At 45.5% G+C, this 17,798-nt stretch carries 19 protein-coding genes; 11 read left to right on the top strand and 8 right to left on the bottom strand.

The genetic code is table 11. From position 1 onward, the window contains the following. The first annotated feature begins 171 nt into the window (after positions 1–171). The gene (locus OC23_RS09110) at positions 172–414 is read left to right on the top strand and encodes a hypothetical protein (protein ID WP_038344283.1); all 243 of its coding nucleotides are present in this window, start codon (positions 172–174) and stop codon (positions 412–414) included. A gap of 42 nt (positions 415–456) precedes the next feature. Here the strand turns inward: OC23_RS09110 and OC23_RS19350 are convergent, their stop codons facing one another. After that, positions 457–690 carry a hypothetical protein gene (locus OC23_RS19350; RefSeq protein WP_038344282.1) on the bottom strand — a complete coding sequence of 78 codons (234 nt, stop codon included), beginning with the start codon at positions 688–690 and terminating at the stop codon, positions 457–459. Between the two features lie 183 nt (positions 691–873). On the opposite strand from OC23_RS19350, the gene OC23_RS09100 reads away from it, so the two are divergent. The 3 genes from OC23_RS09100 to hppD all read left to right on the top strand — a co-directional run bounded on the left by OC23_RS09100 (position 874) and on the right by hppD (position 4,067). Then, on the top strand, positions 874–1,839 hold the full coding sequence (locus OC23_RS09100) for a 5'/3'-nucleotidase SurE (protein WP_038344406.1): 966 nt from the start codon (positions 874–876) through the stop codon (positions 1,837–1,839). Between the two features lie 10 nt (positions 1,840–1,849). Beyond that, complete coding sequence (locus tag OC23_RS09095) at positions 1,850–2,497, top strand: hypothetical protein (protein WP_038344281.1); 648 nt, start codon at positions 1,850–1,852, stop codon at positions 2,495–2,497. A 514-nt stretch (positions 2,498–3,011) separates the two neighbouring features. After that, complete coding sequence (gene hppD, locus OC23_RS09090) at positions 3,012–4,067, top strand: 4-hydroxyphenylpyruvate dioxygenase (protein ID WP_038344280.1); 1,056 nt, start codon at positions 3,012–3,014, stop codon at positions 4,065–4,067. Positions 4,068–4,136: 69 nt separating this feature from the next. On the opposite strand, the gene OC23_RS09085 is transcribed toward hppD, so the two are convergent. From OC23_RS09085 to fahA, 6 genes are all read right to left on the bottom strand, one after another. After that, positions 4,137–4,916 (bottom strand): IclR family transcriptional regulator, encoded by a 780-nt coding sequence (locus tag OC23_RS09085; protein WP_038344279.1) that lies wholly within the window; start codon positions 4,914–4,916, stop codon positions 4,137–4,139. 252 nt (positions 4,917–5,168) lie between these two features. Next, positions 5,169–5,810: a 3-oxoacid CoA-transferase subunit B gene (locus OC23_RS09080; protein ID WP_038344278.1), complete on the bottom strand. Its 642-nt coding sequence runs from the start codon at positions 5,808–5,810 to the stop codon at positions 5,169–5,171. Between the two features lie 10 nt (positions 5,811–5,820). Then, the gene (locus OC23_RS09075; RefSeq protein WP_038344277.1) at positions 5,821–6,525 is read right to left on the bottom strand and encodes a CoA transferase subunit A; all 705 of its coding nucleotides are present in this window, start codon (positions 6,523–6,525) and stop codon (positions 5,821–5,823) included. 2 nt (positions 6,526–6,527) lie between these two features. Continuing rightward, positions 6,528–7,076 carry a VOC family protein gene (locus OC23_RS09070; protein WP_038344276.1) on the bottom strand — a complete coding sequence of 183 codons (549 nt, stop codon included), beginning with the start codon at positions 7,074–7,076 and terminating at the stop codon, positions 6,528–6,530. A 19-nt stretch (positions 7,077–7,095) separates the two neighbouring features. Next, positions 7,096–7,728 (bottom strand): maleylacetoacetate isomerase, encoded by a 633-nt coding sequence (gene maiA, locus OC23_RS09065; protein WP_038344275.1) that lies wholly within the window; start codon positions 7,726–7,728, stop codon positions 7,096–7,098. Continuing rightward, positions 7,715–9,019 carry a fumarylacetoacetase gene (gene fahA / locus OC23_RS09060; RefSeq protein ID WP_038344274.1) on the bottom strand — a complete coding sequence of 435 codons (1,305 nt, stop codon included), beginning with the start codon at positions 9,017–9,019 and terminating at the stop codon, positions 7,715–7,717. The genes maiA and fahA overlap by 14 nt, the downstream gene beginning before the upstream one ends. Positions 9,020–9,373: 354 nt before the next feature. Between fahA and OC23_RS09055 the strand changes: the two genes are divergently transcribed. Beyond that, positions 9,374–10,762, top strand: coding sequence for an amino acid permease (locus OC23_RS09055; protein WP_038344273.1), 1,389 nt, complete (start codon positions 9,374–9,376; stop codon positions 10,760–10,762). Between the two features lie 285 nt (positions 10,763–11,047). After that, entirely contained in the window at positions 11,048–11,983 is a 936-nt protein-coding gene (locus tag OC23_RS09050; RefSeq protein WP_038344272.1) for a dihydrodipicolinate synthase family protein, read from the top strand. Positions 11,984–12,056: 73 nt separating this feature from the next. Here OC23_RS09050 and OC23_RS09045 read toward each other — a convergent pair whose 3' ends face one another. Continuing rightward, entirely contained in the window at positions 12,057–12,965 is a 909-nt protein-coding gene (locus OC23_RS09045; RefSeq protein ID WP_038344271.1) for a DMT family transporter, read from the bottom strand. 403 nt (positions 12,966–13,368) lie between these two features. On the opposite strand from OC23_RS09045, the gene OC23_RS09040 reads away from it, so the two are divergent. From OC23_RS09040 to OC23_RS09020, 5 genes are all read left to right on the top strand, one after another. Then, positions 13,369–14,052, top strand: a complete 684-nt coding sequence (locus OC23_RS09040; protein WP_038344270.1) for a GntR family transcriptional regulator — start codon at positions 13,369–13,371, stop codon at positions 14,050–14,052. 182 nt (positions 14,053–14,234) lie between these two features. Further along, positions 14,235–15,167 carry a 4-hydroxyproline epimerase gene (locus OC23_RS09035; protein ID WP_038344269.1) on the top strand — a complete coding sequence of 311 codons (933 nt, stop codon included), beginning with the start codon at positions 14,235–14,237 and terminating at the stop codon, positions 15,165–15,167. After that, entirely contained in the window at positions 15,164–16,267 is a 1,104-nt protein-coding gene (locus tag OC23_RS09030; RefSeq protein WP_038344268.1) for an NAD(P)/FAD-dependent oxidoreductase, read from the top strand. Before OC23_RS09035 ends, OC23_RS09030 begins: the two co-directional genes overlap by 4 nt. Then, positions 16,268–16,498, top strand: coding sequence for a (2Fe-2S)-binding protein (locus OC23_RS09025; RefSeq protein WP_038344267.1), 231 nt, complete (start codon positions 16,268–16,270; stop codon positions 16,496–16,498). Next, entirely contained in the window at positions 16,498–17,760 is a 1,263-nt protein-coding gene (locus OC23_RS09020; protein WP_038344266.1) for an FAD-dependent oxidoreductase, read from the top strand. The genes OC23_RS09025 and OC23_RS09020 overlap by 1 nt, the downstream gene beginning before the upstream one ends. Positions 17,761–17,798: the final 38 nt, after the last annotated feature.

Here is a 17,798-nt window from a genome sequence, read left to right as displayed (position 1 = left end):
GACACGCATTGGTCATAGAACTGTCATAACAACACATTACCCTGATGACATAACAATAAGAAATGGTTGGTTAGAGCATAACAATAATAATTTTGCTGTTTTCTAACACAACATACTGATGGTTTCTTAACCCACTTCGGTGGGTTTTTATTTTGGAGGCAACATATAGACATGTTTGAGCAACAAGACACAGTAAATACAAGAAAACGCTATAGACGAAAAAATTATCAGCTATTTGTAGAATATAAGAAATTTCTACAGCAAAAGCACCGGCAAAATGATGAAAACAGCCGCCTGATCTTTATTGTCAATTATCTGGAAAAGATCAGGTTTGAATTATATGGCATGGACCGGAAACAACAGCTGATTGCTGAACTGGAAAAATATTATAATGAAAATGACATTCTGCTTTAAAAGTTGGCCTGTAGGATACTGAGGCTTTATCTAGCCAGAAAGTCATTCTAATTCAAGTTGATAGTCATCTTTCGTGATTTTGATCTTAATCTTTTTATACTTTCTTTTATTGGGGTTTAAGGCCGAATCTGTAACTTCTGTGGCGAAACTGGAATTGCTCATCAGGTGATAATAGGCCTTGTAGCCAATCAGGATTTTCTGGGGTCTGGCGCCATGTTCATGACTATAGCGATCAATAAGTTGGGTCAGCTTGTCGAAGATGGAGGTCTGGGTCATTGAAAAGCATCTCTTGGATCTTTTGGAGTCATCCTCATAAGCTAATCAAACTTTGTTAAGAATTTAAGACAGTGATGCTTTTTCGGAAGGTTTTATCAGCAAAATCTCTTTGCCAACCGGTCATACAATTTACATATTTGAGCCCTATTGTTTCTGGCGAATATTTTAAAACAAGTGAAAACAATGAAAAACGGCTTTATCGGTGGCATCATTCTGGCTGCATGTAGCACACAGGCTTTCGCATTAAATATTTTAGTCGTCAATGATGATGGGCTAACCAGTAATGTCAAGGCACTCTACGATGAATTAAGGGCCAATGGCCATGATGTGGCGGTTTCGCTGCCATGTTCACCACAAAGTGGGCGTGGTGGTGCAATTGTCATGTACAGTACCAGCGTGATTACGGCAGACAATGACAGGCAGGTGGCTACCGAAAATGGTTGCCATAATGGCGCAGCACCACTGGGCGCGCCGGCAGCAGGTCAGTTCACCAAAGCCGGTTATAATAATGGTGACTGGAATTATGTGCACGGCACACCTGTCATGGCAACAGCATATGGCCTGGATGTTGTGGCCTATAAACGCTGGGGCAAAGTGCCAGATCTGGTCCTGTCTGGACCGAATGAAGGGCAGAATGTCGGTAAGGTCGTGGTACATTCGGGTACCATTGGTAATGTCCAGTACTCGGCCGGGAAAGGAATACCGTCAATTGCATTAAGTGCAGATAGTAATACCGTTGATGACAAGACCCTGAATAATGCCAATTCGGTCGTGGTGGCCAAACAGGTGGTCGTACTATTAAAAGAGTTGCAGAACAAGGCAGGACAGGGAGCATTATTACCTAAAGGGCTTGCGCTAAATGTCAATTTCCCAAAAAACCTGAGTGCCGCTACGCCGTTTACCTTTTCCAAAATTGGAAGCTACGATCTGTATAACTTCAAGTTCAAGCTAAGCAAAGATGGTAAAGGAAGTTATCAGTATGGCCTGGGTTACGAACTTGCTTCTAATCCCCCAACCGCAGCACAGGCCACAGATGAAAGTGTTGTGGTGCAAAACAAAATTGCGGTGACTGCAATGCAGGTGGCCTATGAGCACCGTCCGGCAGCACAGCAATGGCTGAAAATACGCCTTAAAAATCTGTTCAGATAAGGGGAAGGCCATGCAACGTAGTCTATGGATATTGCTTCTTGGTGTGGCGTTGACCGCCTGTGATGATGATCACACAGATCAGCCAGACCCGGTAGCCGGCAAGCCGGAACCGGTACCTGCTTTAACGACGGGGACGTATGCAGTCAGCGTTGAAACCGGTCAGGAATTGCCTACGGTGGGTAAATACTATTCAGGTGCAGATGGCAGCAAGCTGGTGGTTTTGAATGGTGAGCAAGATCGTGCCCAGAGAGTGATACATTATGATACAGCAACGCGAACATGGCACAGCAGCAATCAGAGCGGTCAACCGCTTAAGCTTGAGTTTGCCAGTCAAGAAAAAATTGCAGATCGTCAGCTGGGGTTGAATGAGCTGGCAGGAAGCTATAGCTTATCTCTGGCAGATGGCCGTACGATTCCGGTTGAGATCAAAGGTCAAGGACAAATAAACTCACTTGATCAAAACTGTCACTTTAGTGGGAAAATCAGCGAGAGCCCAATGGCCAATACTGCAACTTATCAATTCACTGAAAACAGCTGTGCAGCCTTAAAAAATAATGTAAAAGGTTATGTGGTGATAGATGAGGATCTGGAGCCTGCCGCCTTTAGATTGTTATCAGATACTGTCAACGCTCAAGACATCTGGGCATTCTCATCTTAAAATAAAAGCATACTGGTCGGCCAGCATGACCGGTATGCGGCTTTTTTTTATCTCTACAAATTCCCTGTGTTATTCCAGATAACGGCTGTCTGTGCAATCAGGTTTTTTCCGGCTTTGAGACCAAGGTCGGATTTCGTTGTCGGCTATTTTCTTTTTAAATCGCTTTTTATAAAAAATACAAGGCCATAAAACTGAGCCATTCATTCGATCATAGATCTTGAATTAAATTACACATAACATAATTTAATTATGTATTGCATAAATTTAATCTTTCTTGTAGCATGAATTTATGGTTAAGGGCATATGTGAAAAAATATATGATTTTGCATATGCTGCTTTAGGGAAGGAAAAGGTTTGACACGGATGCTTTTGACATAGCTATAAAAACTTCTGTGGCCTTTTCTAAATGTAATGCATATAAGTGCGCTTTTTGTTTAGTGAAGATGATTCAGCGAGAACAGGACAGCGACTTTGCATTCACAACGGATGAATTGATCTAAATAAGGGAAACTAGATGGACATTTTAGATAACCCATTAGAATTATGTGGATTTGCTTTTATTGAATTTGTTTCAACGGAAAATGGATTAGATCAAATCTTTGAAACAATCGGCTTTACCAAGGTTGCAAAGCATAAATCCAAAAAAGTTTATTTGTGGCGTCAAGGTAATATCAATATCATTCTGAATTACCAGCCTGAATCTTATGCTTCATATTTCTTTAAAGAGCACGGTCCATCCGCATGTGCAATGGGCTTTAGAACACGTGATGCTGCCAAGGCATTTAAAAAGGCAGTAGAGCTGGGCGCAGAGCCGATGTATTCGCAAGCCGGACCAATGGAGCTCAATATTCCGGCGATCAAGGGCATCGGTGGTATGCCAATCTTCCTGGTAGACCGTGATATTTATGAAAATGACTTTGTTTTCTTTGATGATGTCGAGCGCAATCCAAAAGGCGCAGGCCTCAATGAAATCGACCATTTAACCCATAACGTGTATAAAGGCCGTATGGAATACTGGGCCAATTTCTATGAAAAAATCTTTAATTTCCAGGAAATCCGTTATTTCGATATTAAAGGTGAATATACCGGTTTGACCTCGAAAGCCTTGACTGCACCTGATGGCATGATCCGCATTCCATTGAATGAAGATTCCGACAAGGGCAACGGTCAGATTGCCGAGTTCCTGGCAGACTTTAATGGTGAAGGCATCCAGCATATTGCCTTTATTACCGATGACCTGATTTCAACATGGGACAAGTTAAAAGGTTTGGGTATGGAGTTTATGACAGCACCACCTGAAACTTACTATGAAATGTTGAAAGAGCGTTTACCTGATCATGGCGAGCCAACCGAAGAGCTGCAAAAACGCGGTATCTTGCTGGATGGCAACACCAAAGATGGCCAGAAAAAACTGTTATTACAGATTTTCTCGCAAAACATGCTGGGGCCGGTTTTCTTTGAATTTATTCAGCGTAAAGATGATGACGGTTTTGGTGAAGGAAACTTCAAGGCACTATTTGAATCAATTGAACGTGACCAGATTCGCCGCGGTGTACTAGAAGCAAAATAAGCTAAAACTTATGTAGCTAAAAAAGCCAAGAAGTTTACTTCTTGGCTTTTTTTATGGAGGAATAAAAAATTAACGGGTCTGGATATATTGATTGATGGCGGCCACTTCACGTTTAAACAGTTCCAGTTTTTCACTGCCTTCTTGCACCGAGAAGAACATTTCACTGTCCAGTGCCACGATACAGAACTCCATGGAATGATGAGCATTAAAGATCGGTAATCCTACCGCATTGATCCCGACCAGCAGGTCACCCTGTGCAATCGCCATCCCATGCTGCAAGGTTTTTTCCTTCAGGGCAAGAAATTCATCCCAACTGGCCGGTTTGACCGGATAGTGGTTCTGGGCGGCCTTGTCCCATTCAGCCAGCATCAGTGGCTTGATGATCGCTTCTGGCATATAAGAGGCAAACACGCGTCCTGCTGCCGAGTTAATAAGCGGCATAATCGATCCCACCTTGGTGACAATCGAAATCGGATGGTTCGACTCAATCGACTGCACCACCAGAGGGCCTCTCGGGGACCATTTACTGATCTGGATACCACAGCCAATCTTGTTTTGTAATTCGTAAATCAGGTGCTGCACCAGTTGTAATACATCGGTATGCTGGATGCAGTTCAGACCCAGACGCCATGCCTGATCACCCAGGGCATATTGTCCGTCTTCAAGCTGTTTGGCATAGTTCATGCGGATCAGGCTGACCAGATAGCGGTGTACCTTGGCCGGATGCATGTCCAGCCGGCTGGACAGGTCTTTTAATATAATCGGTTTGTTATGTTCCAAAAGGGCATTGAGTACGGCCAGGCCGACCTCAAGTGATTGAACCCCACCAGACAATTTTTCTTCAATCATTCAATAACCCTTAATCTACATACGCTTGGCGATCAATATTTAATATTACATGCAGCACATAATGCCTGAGCATGATCCAAAATAGAAATCATCTTTTTAAATGACTTAAATAGGTGAATTGTATAAGTATACAATTGTTTTTAATCGCTTACATGACGATGTCATGCCAGCAATAAAGTATGGACAGCCCAAATTCAGGCAATAAAAATCGGCATTGAAGTCAAAAAGCTCCAATGCCGATACGATGCATGTTTAAGCCGCCAGCTTGTTTTTAATCGGCACACCCGTTGCAGCCTGAATCTCATCAAAGCTCACATCTGTGGCCAGCTCCACCAGTTCAATGCCATGCTCGCCAATATCAAGCACGCCTAAGTCCGTGATAATGCGATTGACCACCTGGCTGCCAGTCAGCGGGAGGGTACAGTCTTGCATGATTTTAGGCTGACCGTCTTTGGTACAGTGTTCCATCAGGACCACGACCTTTTGAACACCTGCCACCAGATCCATTGCACCGCCCATGCCTTTTACCTTTTTACCCGGAATCATCCAGTTGGCAAGGTCACCTCGTGCTGAAACTTCCATTGCGCCCAGAATCGCCAGATTGACATGGCCACCACGAATCATGGCAAAAGACTCGGAGCTGGAAAAGAAAGCGCCTCCTGTTTTTACCGTTACGGTTTGCTTGCCGGCATTGATCAGGTCGGCATCGACATGCTCTTCTGTTGGAAATTCGCCAATGCCTAACAGGCCATTTTCAGATTGCAGCCAGACATCCATACCTTCAGGAATATAGTTGGCAACCAGTGTCGGCAAGCCAATACCCAAATTTACGTAAAAGCCGTCTTGCAGTTCTTGTGCTGCGCGTTGCGCCATTTGTTGTTTTGTCCAGGCCATTGAAAACTCCTTATCCGGCTACTTTTAAAGTACGTTGCTCAATCCGTTTCTCCGGTCGGGTATTCAGTACAATTGCATTGACATAAATCCCCGGTAAATGGATTTCATCGGGATCGATTTCACCAAGCTCTACAATCTGCTCCACTTCTACAATGGTATAGCGTCCGGCCATCGCGCATTCGGGATTGAAATTACGGGCCGTCTTACGAAAGACCAGGTTACCTGCTTTATCTGCCTTATACGCTTTGACCAGCGCCACATCCGCCGTCAGCGATGCTTCCAGCAGGTAGGACTTGCCATCAAACTGACGGACTTCCTTACCTTCTGCAATGGTGGTACCGACACCGGTTGCCGTATAAAATGCAGGGATTCCTGCTCCACCGGCGCGCAGCTTTTCTGCCAGCGTGCCTTGAGGAGTCAGTTCAACCTCCAGTTCACCATTTAGAAACTGACGTTCAAATTCCTTGTTTTCACCAACATAGGATGAAATCATTTTCTTGATCTGTTTGGTTTGCAATAACAGGCCCAGGCCATAGTCATCGACACCTGCATTGTTGCTGATACAGGTGAGCTGTTTCGCACCGCTATGTTTTAAAGCCTGAATCAGTGCTTCTGGAATGCCACACAAGCCAAAGCCGCCTACAGCAATGGTCTGGCCATCCTTGACAATGCCTTGCAGTGCGGCTTCGGCACTACTTGCCACTTTATCGACCATGGTCAAGCTCCCAACTCGTCTTCATGCAGGAAGTGGGTATGATGCGGGGCACGTTTGGTGCGACTCCATTCATCCAGCATTTCCAGTTTCATTTCTTCAGTAATGCGTGAAATCTTGGCATCGGCATGGGCATCATTATAAGTCAGTTCCAGACGGTGGCCGTTTGGATCGAAGAAGTAAATGGAATGGAAAATACCATGATTGGTAATGCCCAGAACTTTGACATCATTGGCTTCGAGATGGGCTTTAGCCGCCAGTAGCGCATCCAGATCTTCTACTTCAAAGGCGATATGCTGAACCCATTGAGGAGTATTTTCATCACGACCCATTTCCGGTTGGGTCGGGAGTTCAAAAAACGCCAGCACATTGCCTTGGCCTGCATCGAGAAATAGATGCATATAAGGATCAAAAGCTTTGGTTGACGGGACATGGTCTTCTGCAAAGGCCAGAATGAAATCCATGTTGAGCATTTTCTTGTACCATTCCACCGTTTCCTTGGCGTCTTTACAGCGATAAGCCACGTGATGAATTTTTTTAATTGCAAAGCTCATGATAAAACTCCTTTTATGTTTATTCCCAGTCTGGTTGTTGTTCTGGTGCAGCATGTAAAAATGCCGGCAGGGTTAAACAATGTTGATAAATCGATTCAATTTTGGGAAAAGCGCTTAAGTCAATCTTGAAACGCTTGGCGTTATAGACCTGCGGAATCAGGCAGCAGTCGGCCAAAGTGGCTTGCGTGCCAAAACAGAATTGTCCATTGGAATGCTGCAACTGTTGTTCCAGACTTTTAAAGCCTTCAATAATCCAGTGCTGATACCATTGATTTTTTTGCTCATCGCTGACCGCAAGATCATTTTTGAGATATTTCAAGACTCTCAGGTTATCCAGTGGATGAATGTCACAGGCGATGACCTGAGCAAATGCCCGGACTTTGGCACGTTCAAGCCCATCTTTGGGCAAGAGCGGTTTTGCCGGATACTGTTCTTCCAGATATTCAAGAATACTGAGCGATTGCGTCAGGGCCTGATCCTGATCGACCAGAGCCGGCACAAGCTGGCTTGGGTTTAGCGCAACATAATCGGGATGTTGCTGCTCATTTTTGACCAGATGAACAGGCTGGGTCTCATACGCAAGCTCTTTCAGGTTCAGCGCAATACGCACCCGATAGGCAGCCGAGCTACGAAAATAACTATACAGTTTCATAGCGTTCGTCCTGCTGCTCATTAAAACTAAATTGACGGGCTGGCAAAATGGTATTGGCAACTTCACCAAAGCCCACGCGAATACCGTCTTTTTCACAATAGCCTTTCATGACCACACGGTCGCCGTCTTCAAGGAAACCCCGTGTTTCGCCGTTGGATAGCTGAAGTGGCTTGGTGGTGTTCCAGGTCAGCTCAAGCAGACTGCCATAAGAGTCTGCTGTCGGGCCGGAAATGGTACCCGATCCCATTAAGTCACCGACCTGTACGTTGCAGCCTGCAATGGTATGATGGGTCAGTTGCTGTGCCATCGACCAGTACATATATTTAAAGTTGGTCTGGCAAATGACCTCTGGCTGTTGCAATTGAGGGGTTTGTACTTCAACACTTAAGTGGATGTCATAACTATTTGCCACATGTTCTTGCAGGTAGCCAAGAGGTTGCGGATGCTGTTCCGGGCCTTTTACTTTAAATGGCTCCAGCGCCTCCAGGGTGACGACCCACGGCGAAATGGCACTGGCAAAGGTTTTGGCATTGAAGGGGCCCAGCGGAACATATTCCCATTGCTGGATATCACGTGCCGACCAGTCATTCAGCAGCACCATGCCAAAGATGTGATCCCAGGCATTTTCAATTGCAACCGGCTCTCCCAGTTCAGTGGCCTGACCCACAATAAATGCGGTCTCCAGCTCAAAGTCGAGCTTACGGGTGGCTGAAAAAACAGGACGTTCTTGATTGGGTAACTTGATCTGGCCTGACGGACGGACAATATCTTTGCCACTGACGATTACCGAGCTGGCACGGCCGTTATAACCTACTGGCAGTTCACTCCAGTTTGGCAGCAGGGCATTTTTTGGATCGCGAAACATGGTACCGACATTGGTCGCATGTTCTTTCGATGAATAAAAGTCGGTATAACCCGGAACATGAACCGGTAAATGCAGGGTAACGGCCTCTTGCTTAAAAAACGCTTTCTGGCGTAAGTCGGCATCGTCACGTAAAGCCGGATTGTCGGCAGAGAGTAAACTTTGTAATGTCTTGCGGACAGCCTGCCAATTTTGCTTGCCTGTCTCGATAAACTTGTTCAGGGTGGTCTGGTTAAAACAGCCCTCTACCTTGCTGTGTAGCAGGCCATGTGCTTCAAGTACTGCAAGATCAACTACCCAGTCACCAATCGCAACACCAACACGTTTTTCACCTTGTGCCGTTTCACTAAAGATTCCGTAAGGCAAATTATGAATAGTGAAATCTGATTGCGGATCAATTTCAAGAAAAGAGGTTAATTGTTGTGCCATGCTGTACCTTCCTTGTCTTTCATTTTGTAAAAATGATTTAATTTTTTGGCTTTCCTGCTGCAAGTTTTTGAAAAAACACTAAATATTTATATTTTCTAGCTGCTTTTCCAGATTGTCTGAAGCAACAAAGCGGTTGTTGATGATTTCTATCATACTGAAAATAATTAATTACGCAATACATAATTTAATTACATTATTCATAATATTTGTTATTTATTGAATTTTCTGTTTATATGCGCGGTTATCTGAAAAGTAAATCAATTATTTTTTGATTTGAGGTAGGCATTGGTGATCAACTTATGATATACGTAATTTTAGACAAAAAAATTACGCGACAAGGACGAGAATAATCATATGTCAAAACAGGAGCAAGGAAACCTGAAACATGGTTTAAGCAATCGGCACATCCAGCTTATCGCGCTAGGTGGTGCGATTGGCACAGGTCTGTTTCTCGGGATATCCCAATCGATCAAGCTGGCGGGCCCCTCAGTCATCCTCGGTTATGCAATTGCAGGACTGATTGCATTTTTAATGATGCGCCAGTTAGGTGAAATGGTGGTACAGGAGCCGGTCAGCGGTTCCTTCAGTCATTTTGCCTATAAATACTGGGGTTCATTTGCAGGCTTTATGTCGGGCTGGAACTACTGGGTACTCAATGTGCTGGTGTGTATGGCGGAGCTGAGTGCCATTGGTCTGTATATTCAATACTGGTGGCCTGAAATCCCGACCTGGATATCAGCACTGGCTTTCTTTATCTTGATTAACGGTATCAATCTGTTACATGTAAAGTTTTTTGGCGAAATGGAGTTCTGGTTTTCCATCGTCAAGATTCTGGCCATTCTGGCTATGATTGGTTTTGGTTCCTATCTGCTTGCAACAGGCACGGCAGGGCCACAGGCAAGTATTAGCAACCTTTGGGCCTTAGGCGGTTTTTTCCCGTTTGGTGTTGAAGGTCTGGTTATGGCCATGGCGGTGATTATCTTTGCATTCGGTGGTATCGAGCTGTTCGGGATTACTGCAGCCGAAGCCCGTGATCCAGATAAAACCTTGCCTAAAGCCGTCAATCAAATTATTTACCGTATCCTGATTTTCTATATTGCGACACTTTTCATTCTGTTTGCATTATTCCCATGGAACCAGATGGCACAGGGCGGTAGCCCATTTGTGATGGTCTTCGCTTCACTCGATAGCCAGGGCGTCGCCACCTTGCTCAACTTTGTGATCCTGACCGCAGCAGTATCGGTATATAACGGTACCAGTTATTGCAGTAGCCGTATGCTGTTAGGTCTGGCACAACAGGGCAATGCGCCAAAATTCCTCAAGCATATCAATAAACGTGGTATTCCAACCAACGCGGTCTATGTTTCAGCATTTGTGACAGTTCTATGCGTATTGCTGAACTATGCATTCCCTGAAAAAGCATTTGGCCTGCTGATGATGCTGGTGGTTGCCGCAATTGTGATTAACTGGGTGGTCATTTCATGGACACATCTCAAGTTTCGTAAATCGATGCAGGCACAGGGTGTAACGACCAAATTCCCAAGTATTGCGTATCCGTTCAGTAATTATCTTTGCATGATTTTTATGCTGGGTATTTTGGTGATCATGTCATTAACGCCGGATATGCGTATTGCGGTAATGATGATTCCTGCATGGATTCTTTGCCTGATGTTTGCCTATTATCTGAAACAGCGAAAGTTGAAAAATGAGCAGCATAGCGTGGCATTTAATACCGATGCATAACTTTGACAAACTGATCTGAAGAAAAAGGGCTGAGTTTTCAGCCCTTTTTTTATTGCATTAACTCGTTTTTTTCTAATGTATTAAGGCTTTCGGGCTACTGGTTGTCTTGGCCGGATCAATACTCCGGAGCCTTTTTTTAGAAAAGGGCTTTTTTTCTCCATGTATATCGTATACGATATTCAAAATATAGGGAAAGCCAATTTAAAACGGCTTTGTTGGTTCAAACTGGCAATACAAGATTGCAAAACGCGCAATGTTTTTAAACATGATGATTGAGGAATAATGATGACTAATATCTTTACAGGATGTATCCCGGCGTTGATGACCCCATGTACGGCAAATCGTGAGCCAGACTTCGATGCGCTGGTAAAAAAAGGCCGCGAACTGATCGAAGCGGGAATGAGTGCCGTTGTATATTGCGGTTCAATGGGGGACTGGCCATTATTGACAGAAGCCCAGCGTCAGGAAGGTGTAGCCCGTCTGGTGGCTGCAGGTATCCCAACAATTGTGGGGACAGGAGCGGTAAATACCAAAGAAGCGGTTTCTCATGCTGCACATGCAGAAAAAGTGGGGGCCCAGGGCCTGATGGTGATTCCACGGGTATTGTCACGTGGTGCATCTCCGGCAGCGCAAAAAGCACATTTTTCAGCGATTTTAAAAGCTGCACCCAGCCTTGCTGCGGTCATTTATAATAGCCCATATTATGGCTTTGCAACGCGTGCCGACCTGTTTTTTGAGTTACGCCGTGAATTTCCAAATCTGATCGGTTTTAAAGAATTTGGTGGCGCAGCAGATATGCGTTATGCAGCAGAATTCATTACTTCACAAGATGATTCGGTCACTCTCATGGCCGGGGTCGATACTCAGGTGTTTCATGGTTTTGTCAACTGCAATGCCACCGGGGCAATTACAGGGATTGGCAATGCATTGCCTAAAGAGGTATTACAGCTTGTCGATTTAAGTAAAAAAGCAGCAGCAGGAGATGCCAAAGCACGTCGTCTGGCACAAGAGTTGTCCAGTGCTCTGGAAGTATTGTCATCATTTGATGAAGGAACAGATCTGGTCTTGTATTATAAATACCTGATGGTACTGAATGGCGATAAAGAATATAGCTTACATTTCAATGAGACAGATGCGCTCAGCGAATCACAACGTAAGTATGTGGAAACCCAGTATGAATTGTTCCGGACCTGGTACCGTAACTGGTCTGCCGGGATCTGATGATCTTGCTGATAATAAAAAGGCTAGATTTTCTAGCCTTTTTATTTTTGCTCTTCTGGTCTTGGTCTCACCTTTATTTTTTGGTCAGAACCACCACACATAAGAAAATCAGGATTAAGCCGAAATATCCATTTATATTCAGGCGTTCACCGACAAGCAGAACAGCCAATAAGGTAGCGACTGGAATTTCAACCAGTGCCAGTGTCATTGCCTGACTTGCAGGTATACGTTTCAGGCCAAAACTGAAAAAAAGATAACCCAAAAACATGGGGACAACCGGGATATACAGTGCCACCCAGATATTTGCTGGATGGTCAAACAGGTGCGTAGCGGTAATGAATAATGTGGGTAACAGGATGAGGGCAGAAATCCCAAAAATCACGCCCATAGCAGCCCGTGAGTCAATACCTGTATGAATAAGGTTTTTCATTGTCCAGGAATAGCTTGCATAGCTGAAACTGGACACTAAACCAAAAAATATACCGATGATATGCTGAGAAGTCGTCACCGGGGCCTGAGGGGCATGCTCACCAGAGAAACAGAGAAAAATAATTCCTGTAAAACCAAGAATAAAACTGATCAGCCATTGCACAGAGAGCTTACGTTTATCAAAAAACCATTCAAGTAAAACCGAAAATAACGGGGCGCAGCCAATTGAAACGACTGTCCCGACCGACACACCGGCCAAGGCAACAGAATTATAAAAGGCAAAAGGACAAAGAATGGAAACAATGACGGCTATGCCTATTTTGGTCTTATGGTTAGCCAGTTTAAAAGCGTTATTCTTGATTGCCCTGAAACTGAGACTGGCATGAATTAAGCCACCCAGGCAGACAGAAAGACTGGCAATAACAATCGGACTGATTCCTTGGGCAAAAGAGGCCGCCGTGCCTGCGGTGCCCCATAGAAAAGCAGCAAATAAAACGGAGAGCAAGCCCGTATAATAAGTGAGTGTTGTAGTCTTATTGGATTGTATAGTCATAAATACTGGTTCATATACTGAAGATTGTCTGGCTCAGGCATCCGCTGGTGAAGATCATCGTCATGATTCTGGCCGGGAGTGGGCGATAAGACGGGTAATGGATCGGGCATTTGTGACCAAGTATGCCTGTGAAGGAGACTTTTCTCTTGCATGAAAACTTCATTATGATGACGATTTCAGCATAGTCACAACCACTTTGTGAATTAAATGGTATAAAGTATACTTGGGCAGCCTGTTATTAAAAAAATATCTGCTGTTTGCATATTCAGGAATGATTGTGAAAACCGGGTCCATCAGGGGACAGACTGCCTTGAACGGCCGGTTGTTAAAGCAATGATTTCATCATTCTGGAGGCTGTCGAAGTCATCCATTTGTGTCATAGTTTGAGGTGAAAAGAATATCCGTGGCGCTACCATCTTTTAATGTATCAAATTTAGGTGCACTACCGTCAGTATCTGAAGTAATTGTGAAATATATCAGAGAAGCAATTATTGCCGGTCATATTGCTGAAGGTGAGCCGATTCGTCAGGATGAAATTGCCCGGCTTTTCAATGTCAGCAAGATTCCGGTTCGTGAAGCATTAAAACAATTAGAAGCAGAGGGACTGGTTGAATTCAAGAAAAATCGTGGAGCACTTGTCACCCGTATTTCTGAAGAAGAACTGGCCCAGATTTTTGAGGTGCGGGTGATGCTGGAAACCAAGCTGATCCAGCTGGCTGTACCGAATATGACCGAAGAAACCTATCAAAAGGCCGAAGAAATCTGCAATGCCTTTATTGATACCATGGATATTGGCAGCTGGACAACATTGAACTGGCAATTACATGCCTGCCTGTATGAACCGGCCCAACGTCCCTATATGCTTGGTCTGATCCGTTCAATTTATGACAAGATCGAGCGTTATCTCAGACTTCAAATGAATGTTTCATCAGGTAAATCCCGTGCTAATGATGAGCATAAGGAAATCGTCAGGGCGTGCAAAGCCAAAGATGTCGACTTGGCGGTAAAGCTGATTGAAGAACATATCAATGGTGTCTGCCAATCATTGTATGAACATCTGCCTCATCATCAGGCAACCAGAAAATAAGCCAGTCCTGTACCGAGGTGAATGCCATGCTTTAAATTAGGTCGACTGACCTAATTTTTTTGTCTTTAATTTTTTCGGTATGCATCATACGTTATGCCGATTTCGTCATCATTTAAGCCGAAAAGTATCAAGATTGATGGGGCGGGTTGAGTCATCCTAGAAAAAAATGAAAGGATACTCAGATGAAAACAGTAAAAATTTTGGACTCGCATACAGGTGGCGAACCGACCAGACTGGTACTTGAAGGTTTTCCAGATCTGGGGGATGGCGACATGGAAAGCCGCCGTAAGGTGCTGTCGGAACAATATGATCATTTTCGTAGAGCAGCCATGCTGGAACCACGGGGCAATGATGTTCTCGTAGGGGCCTTGCTATGTAAACCGGTTAATCCCAAGGCCAGTGCCGGCGTTATCTTTTTTAATAATACGGGATATCTGGGCATGTGTGGACATGGCACCATTGGGCTGGTTGCTTCTCTGGCATATTTAGGTCGTATTCAGGTAGGTACCCATTTAATTGAAACTCCGGTCGGTGATGTTGAAGCAACCTTGCATGAGGATGGTTCGGTAAGTGTCCGCAATGTGCCAGCTTATCGCTACCAGAAAGCGGTTGAAATTGCAGTAGAACCGTATGGAAAAGTAACGGGGGATATTGCCTGGGGAGGGAACTGGTTTTTCCTGATCAATGAGCATGGGCAAAAAGTAACGGGCGATAATCTTGAGCAGCTGACCGAATATGCATGGGCTGTGAGACAGGCGTTAAAAGCACAGGGCGTGACTGGTAAAGCCGGGCAGGAAATTGATCATATCGAATTATTTACAAGCGATGATCATGCAGACAGTAAAAATTTTGTACTTTGTCCCGGGAAAGCTTATGACCGTTCACCGTGCGGGACCGGGACCAGTGCAAAAATCGCCTGTCTGGCTGCGGATGGCAAGCTTGAACCCGGTGTCTTGTGGACACAGGCCAGTATTATCGGGAGCCAGTTTATTGCTTCTTATGAACAGGCGGGAGAATATGTCATTCCGACCATTCGGGGGGAAGCCTATATGAGTGCCGAGGCAACCTTATTAATGGATGAAAATGATCCCTTTGCCTGGGGTATTCAGCTATGAGTACCGATGTCATTGTCGTTGGTGCCGGTATTGTCGGGGCTGCATGTGCCTATGAACTTGCTCGGCAAGGTTTAACTGTACGGGTACTTGATGCACGTATCGGCGGAGCGACTGCCGCAGGTATGGGGCATCTGGTGATTATGGATGATCTGGAAGCCGAGCTTCAGCTGAGTCACTGGTCTGTCCAGTTATGGCATGCACTGGGTAAACAGCTTTCCCCCGAATGTGCCTATCGTCAGCTTCCAACTTTATGGCTGGCGAGCAGCGCGGAAGAAATGCAGGTTGCCGAAGAAAAATATCAACGGTTGCAGGCTCAAGGCGTCAGGTGCCAACTTCGGAGTGCGGAAGAAATAAGGCAGCTGGAACCGCATTTAAAGCAGGGTTTATATGGCGGGCTGGAGGTTTTTGATGATGGTATCGTATATGCACCTTGTGTTGCCGAGTGGTTGTTAAAGCAATACCCAGAGAAGATCCAGCTTCAATATGGCAAAGTCACCCGGATCGAGGAAAACCGTGTTCAGGTCAGTGACGGAACATGGCTGGAAGCAAGCCATATCATTCTGGCAAACGGGATTCATGCAACAGATTTCTTTCCCGGTTTGCCGATCGAACCCAAAAAGGGACACTTGGCAATTACTGAACGTTACCCGGAAATAGAAGTTCAGCATACCCTTGTGGCTCTGGCCTATGCGGCAAGTACACAAGCCACCAGCGGGCTCTCAGTTGCCTGCAACATCCAGCCTAGGCCGTCAGGGCAACTATTTATTGGTTCATCGCGACAATTTAATACGGTAGATCCTATGGTTGAGCCGGAGGTTCTCACCCGGGTACTCAAAGAGGCCGTGGATTATTTTCCGGCGCTGGCCGACCTGAACATTATCCGGGCATGGACCGGTTTTCGGGCCGCAACGCCAGACGGTATTCCTGTGATCGGGCGACATCCTGCTTTTCAGTCCGTGTATCTGGCGGTGGGGCATGAGGGACTTGGTGTCACGACGGCTACAGGTACGGCAAAGCTGATTGCGTCACATTTATGCGGGATGCCTTTCGGCATAGATCCAGAACCTTTTTTACCAGATCGTTTTTTGGGAGCTGTATAAATGATCCAGCTTGTTATTAACGGAAAAACCATGTCGGTCATGGATGGGATGACTGTCGCTGCAGCCTTGGCCCAGGCGAAAATCTATAGCCGTCGATCTGTTCGGGGGGAGCAACGTACTGCTTTTTGTGGGATGGGTGTCTGTCAGGAATGCCGTGTCAAGATTAACGGACTCCGCGTACTGGCTTGTCAAACATTGTGTCAGCAAGGTATGCAGGTGGAAACACAATAATGAAAACAGAATATGACATTGTGATTATTGGTGCAGGCCCGGCCGGCTTATCTGCAGCAATTGCAGCAGCAGAAAGTGGTCAAAGTATCTTGATACTGGATAATAATCCTCAGGCGGGTGGCCAGATCTGGCGGGCTGGACCGGTTTTTCCTGTCCCAGAAACAGCCCGGCAGAAATACAGGCAGATTCAGGCAAGCCCGCATATTGAATGTCTGTTTGGCGCCAAGATTGTAGCAGCCCCTTTTGCAGGGCAATTACTGGTTGAGCGTACAAATGACAGCCTGAACCTAAGCTATAAGCAACTGATTATATGTAGTGGAGCAAGAGAACTGTTTTTACCATTTCCCGGCTGGACTTTGCCCGGGGTAACAGGTGCTGGCGGTTTGCAAGCGTTGATCAAGGCTGGTACACCTGTAGCAAATGAACGTATTGTCATTGCCGGATCAGGCCCTCTGTTACTGGCCAGTGCCGATACGGCTCAAAAGGCCGGGGCTCAAGTGCTACATGTCGCGGAGCAGGCCAGCCATTCAGCCGTATACAGGTTTGCCTTTCAACTATGGCGTTGGCCTGCAAAAATCATGCAGGCCCTGTCTTTACCTTACCGCCTCTATCAACCTGACAGTTATGTGATAGAAGCGTTTGGACAGGAACGGCTGGAAGGTGTCCGTTTGCAGACGGCTAAAGGTATTATTGAAGTGGAGTGTGATCGGCTGGCCTGTGGTTTTGGTCTGGTACCCAATGTTCAATTGGGGCAGCTCATGGGATGCCAGATCAAGGACAATGCCATTATGGTTGATCAATACCAGCGCAGTTCTCAGCCCCACATTTTTGCTGCCGGTGAGTGTACCGGTTTTGGCGGCAGTGAACTTGCAATGGTTGAGGGAGAAATTGCCGGCTATGCCGCGATTGCTGCATATGAAAAAGCCAGACAATTATTTGCACAAAGACAGCGTTATCAAATATTTGCCAGATTACTTGCTCAAAGTTTCCGGTTACGCCATGAATTGAAAACACTGGCACGTCCTGAAACGGTGTTTTGTCGCTGTGAAGATGTAACCTTTGATCAGGTTGCCGGGCGGGAAAACTGGGTCGATGCAAAATTGCATACGCGTTGCGGGATGGGAGCCTGCCAGGGCAGTACCTGCGCTACAGCAGCAGCCTGTTTATTTGGCTGGAAATTACCCGACGCCAGACCCCCGTTATTGCCCACCCGTGTAAAAAGCTTAATGTCGATGGCTGTAACTTCTTTAAAACAAAAATAAAATGCTCTAGAGTAGAACCGTGATTATTTTGGTTCTAC

This window comes from Acinetobacter sp. A47 (assembly GCF_000805455.1).
GTDB lineage: Bacteria > Pseudomonadota > Gammaproteobacteria > Pseudomonadales > Moraxellaceae > Acinetobacter.
The sequence above is the reverse complement of the archived record's forward strand: the minus strand, read 5'-3'. Positions and strand labels throughout refer to the sequence as shown.

Bases quoted from the DNA above. Each gene is read 5' to 3' on its own strand.
- OC23_RS09085 (WP_038344279.1), bottom strand. From the start codon at position 4,916: ATGATTGAAGAAAAATTGTCTGGTGGGGTTCAATCACTTGAGGTCGGC.
- OC23_RS09035 (WP_038344269.1), top strand. From the start codon at position 14,235: ATGAAAACAGTAAAAATTTTGGACTCGCATACAGGTGGCGAACCGACC.
- OC23_RS09095 (WP_038344281.1), top strand. From the start codon at position 1,850: ATGCAACGTAGTCTATGGATATTGCTTCTTGGTGTGGCGTTGACCGCC.
- OC23_RS09055 (WP_038344273.1), top strand. From the start codon at position 9,374: ATGTCAAAACAGGAGCAAGGAAACCTGAAACATGGTTTAAGCAATCGG.
- OC23_RS09100 (WP_038344406.1), top strand. From the start codon at position 874: ATGAAAAACGGCTTTATCGGTGGCATCATTCTGGCTGCATGTAGCACA.
- OC23_RS09020 (WP_038344266.1), top strand. From the start codon at position 16,498: ATGAAAACAGAATATGACATTGTGATTATTGGTGCAGGCCCGGCCGGC.
- OC23_RS09075 (WP_038344277.1), bottom strand. From the start codon at position 6,525: ATGGTCGATAAAGTGGCAAGTAGTGCCGAAGCCGCACTGCAAGGCATT.
- maiA (WP_038344275.1), bottom strand. From the start codon at position 7,728: ATGAAACTGTATAGTTATTTTCGTAGCTCGGCTGCCTATCGGGTGCGT.
- fahA (WP_038344274.1), bottom strand. From the start codon at position 9,019: ATGGCACAACAATTAACCTCTTTTCTTGAAATTGATCCGCAATCAGAT.
- OC23_RS09030 (WP_038344268.1), top strand. From the start codon at position 15,164: ATGAGTACCGATGTCATTGTCGTTGGTGCCGGTATTGTCGGGGCTGCA.
- OC23_RS09045 (WP_038344271.1), bottom strand. From the start codon at position 12,965: ATGACTATACAATCCAATAAGACTACAACACTCACTTATTATACGGGC.
- OC23_RS09050 (WP_038344272.1), top strand. From the start codon at position 11,048: ATGACTAATATCTTTACAGGATGTATCCCGGCGTTGATGACCCCATGT.
- OC23_RS09080 (WP_038344278.1), bottom strand. From the start codon at position 5,810: ATGGCCTGGACAAAACAACAAATGGCGCAACGCGCAGCACAAGAACTG.
- OC23_RS09025 (WP_038344267.1), top strand. From the start codon at position 16,268: ATGATCCAGCTTGTTATTAACGGAAAAACCATGTCGGTCATGGATGGG.
- OC23_RS09070 (WP_038344276.1), bottom strand. From the start codon at position 7,076: ATGAGCTTTGCAATTAAAAAAATTCATCACGTGGCTTATCGCTGTAAA.
- hppD (WP_038344280.1), top strand. From the start codon at position 3,012: ATGGACATTTTAGATAACCCATTAGAATTATGTGGATTTGCTTTTATT.
- OC23_RS19350 (WP_038344282.1), bottom strand. From the start codon at position 690: ATGACCCAGACCTCCATCTTCGACAAGCTGACCCAACTTATTGATCGC.
- OC23_RS09110 (WP_038344283.1), top strand. From the start codon at position 172: ATGTTTGAGCAACAAGACACAGTAAATACAAGAAAACGCTATAGACGA.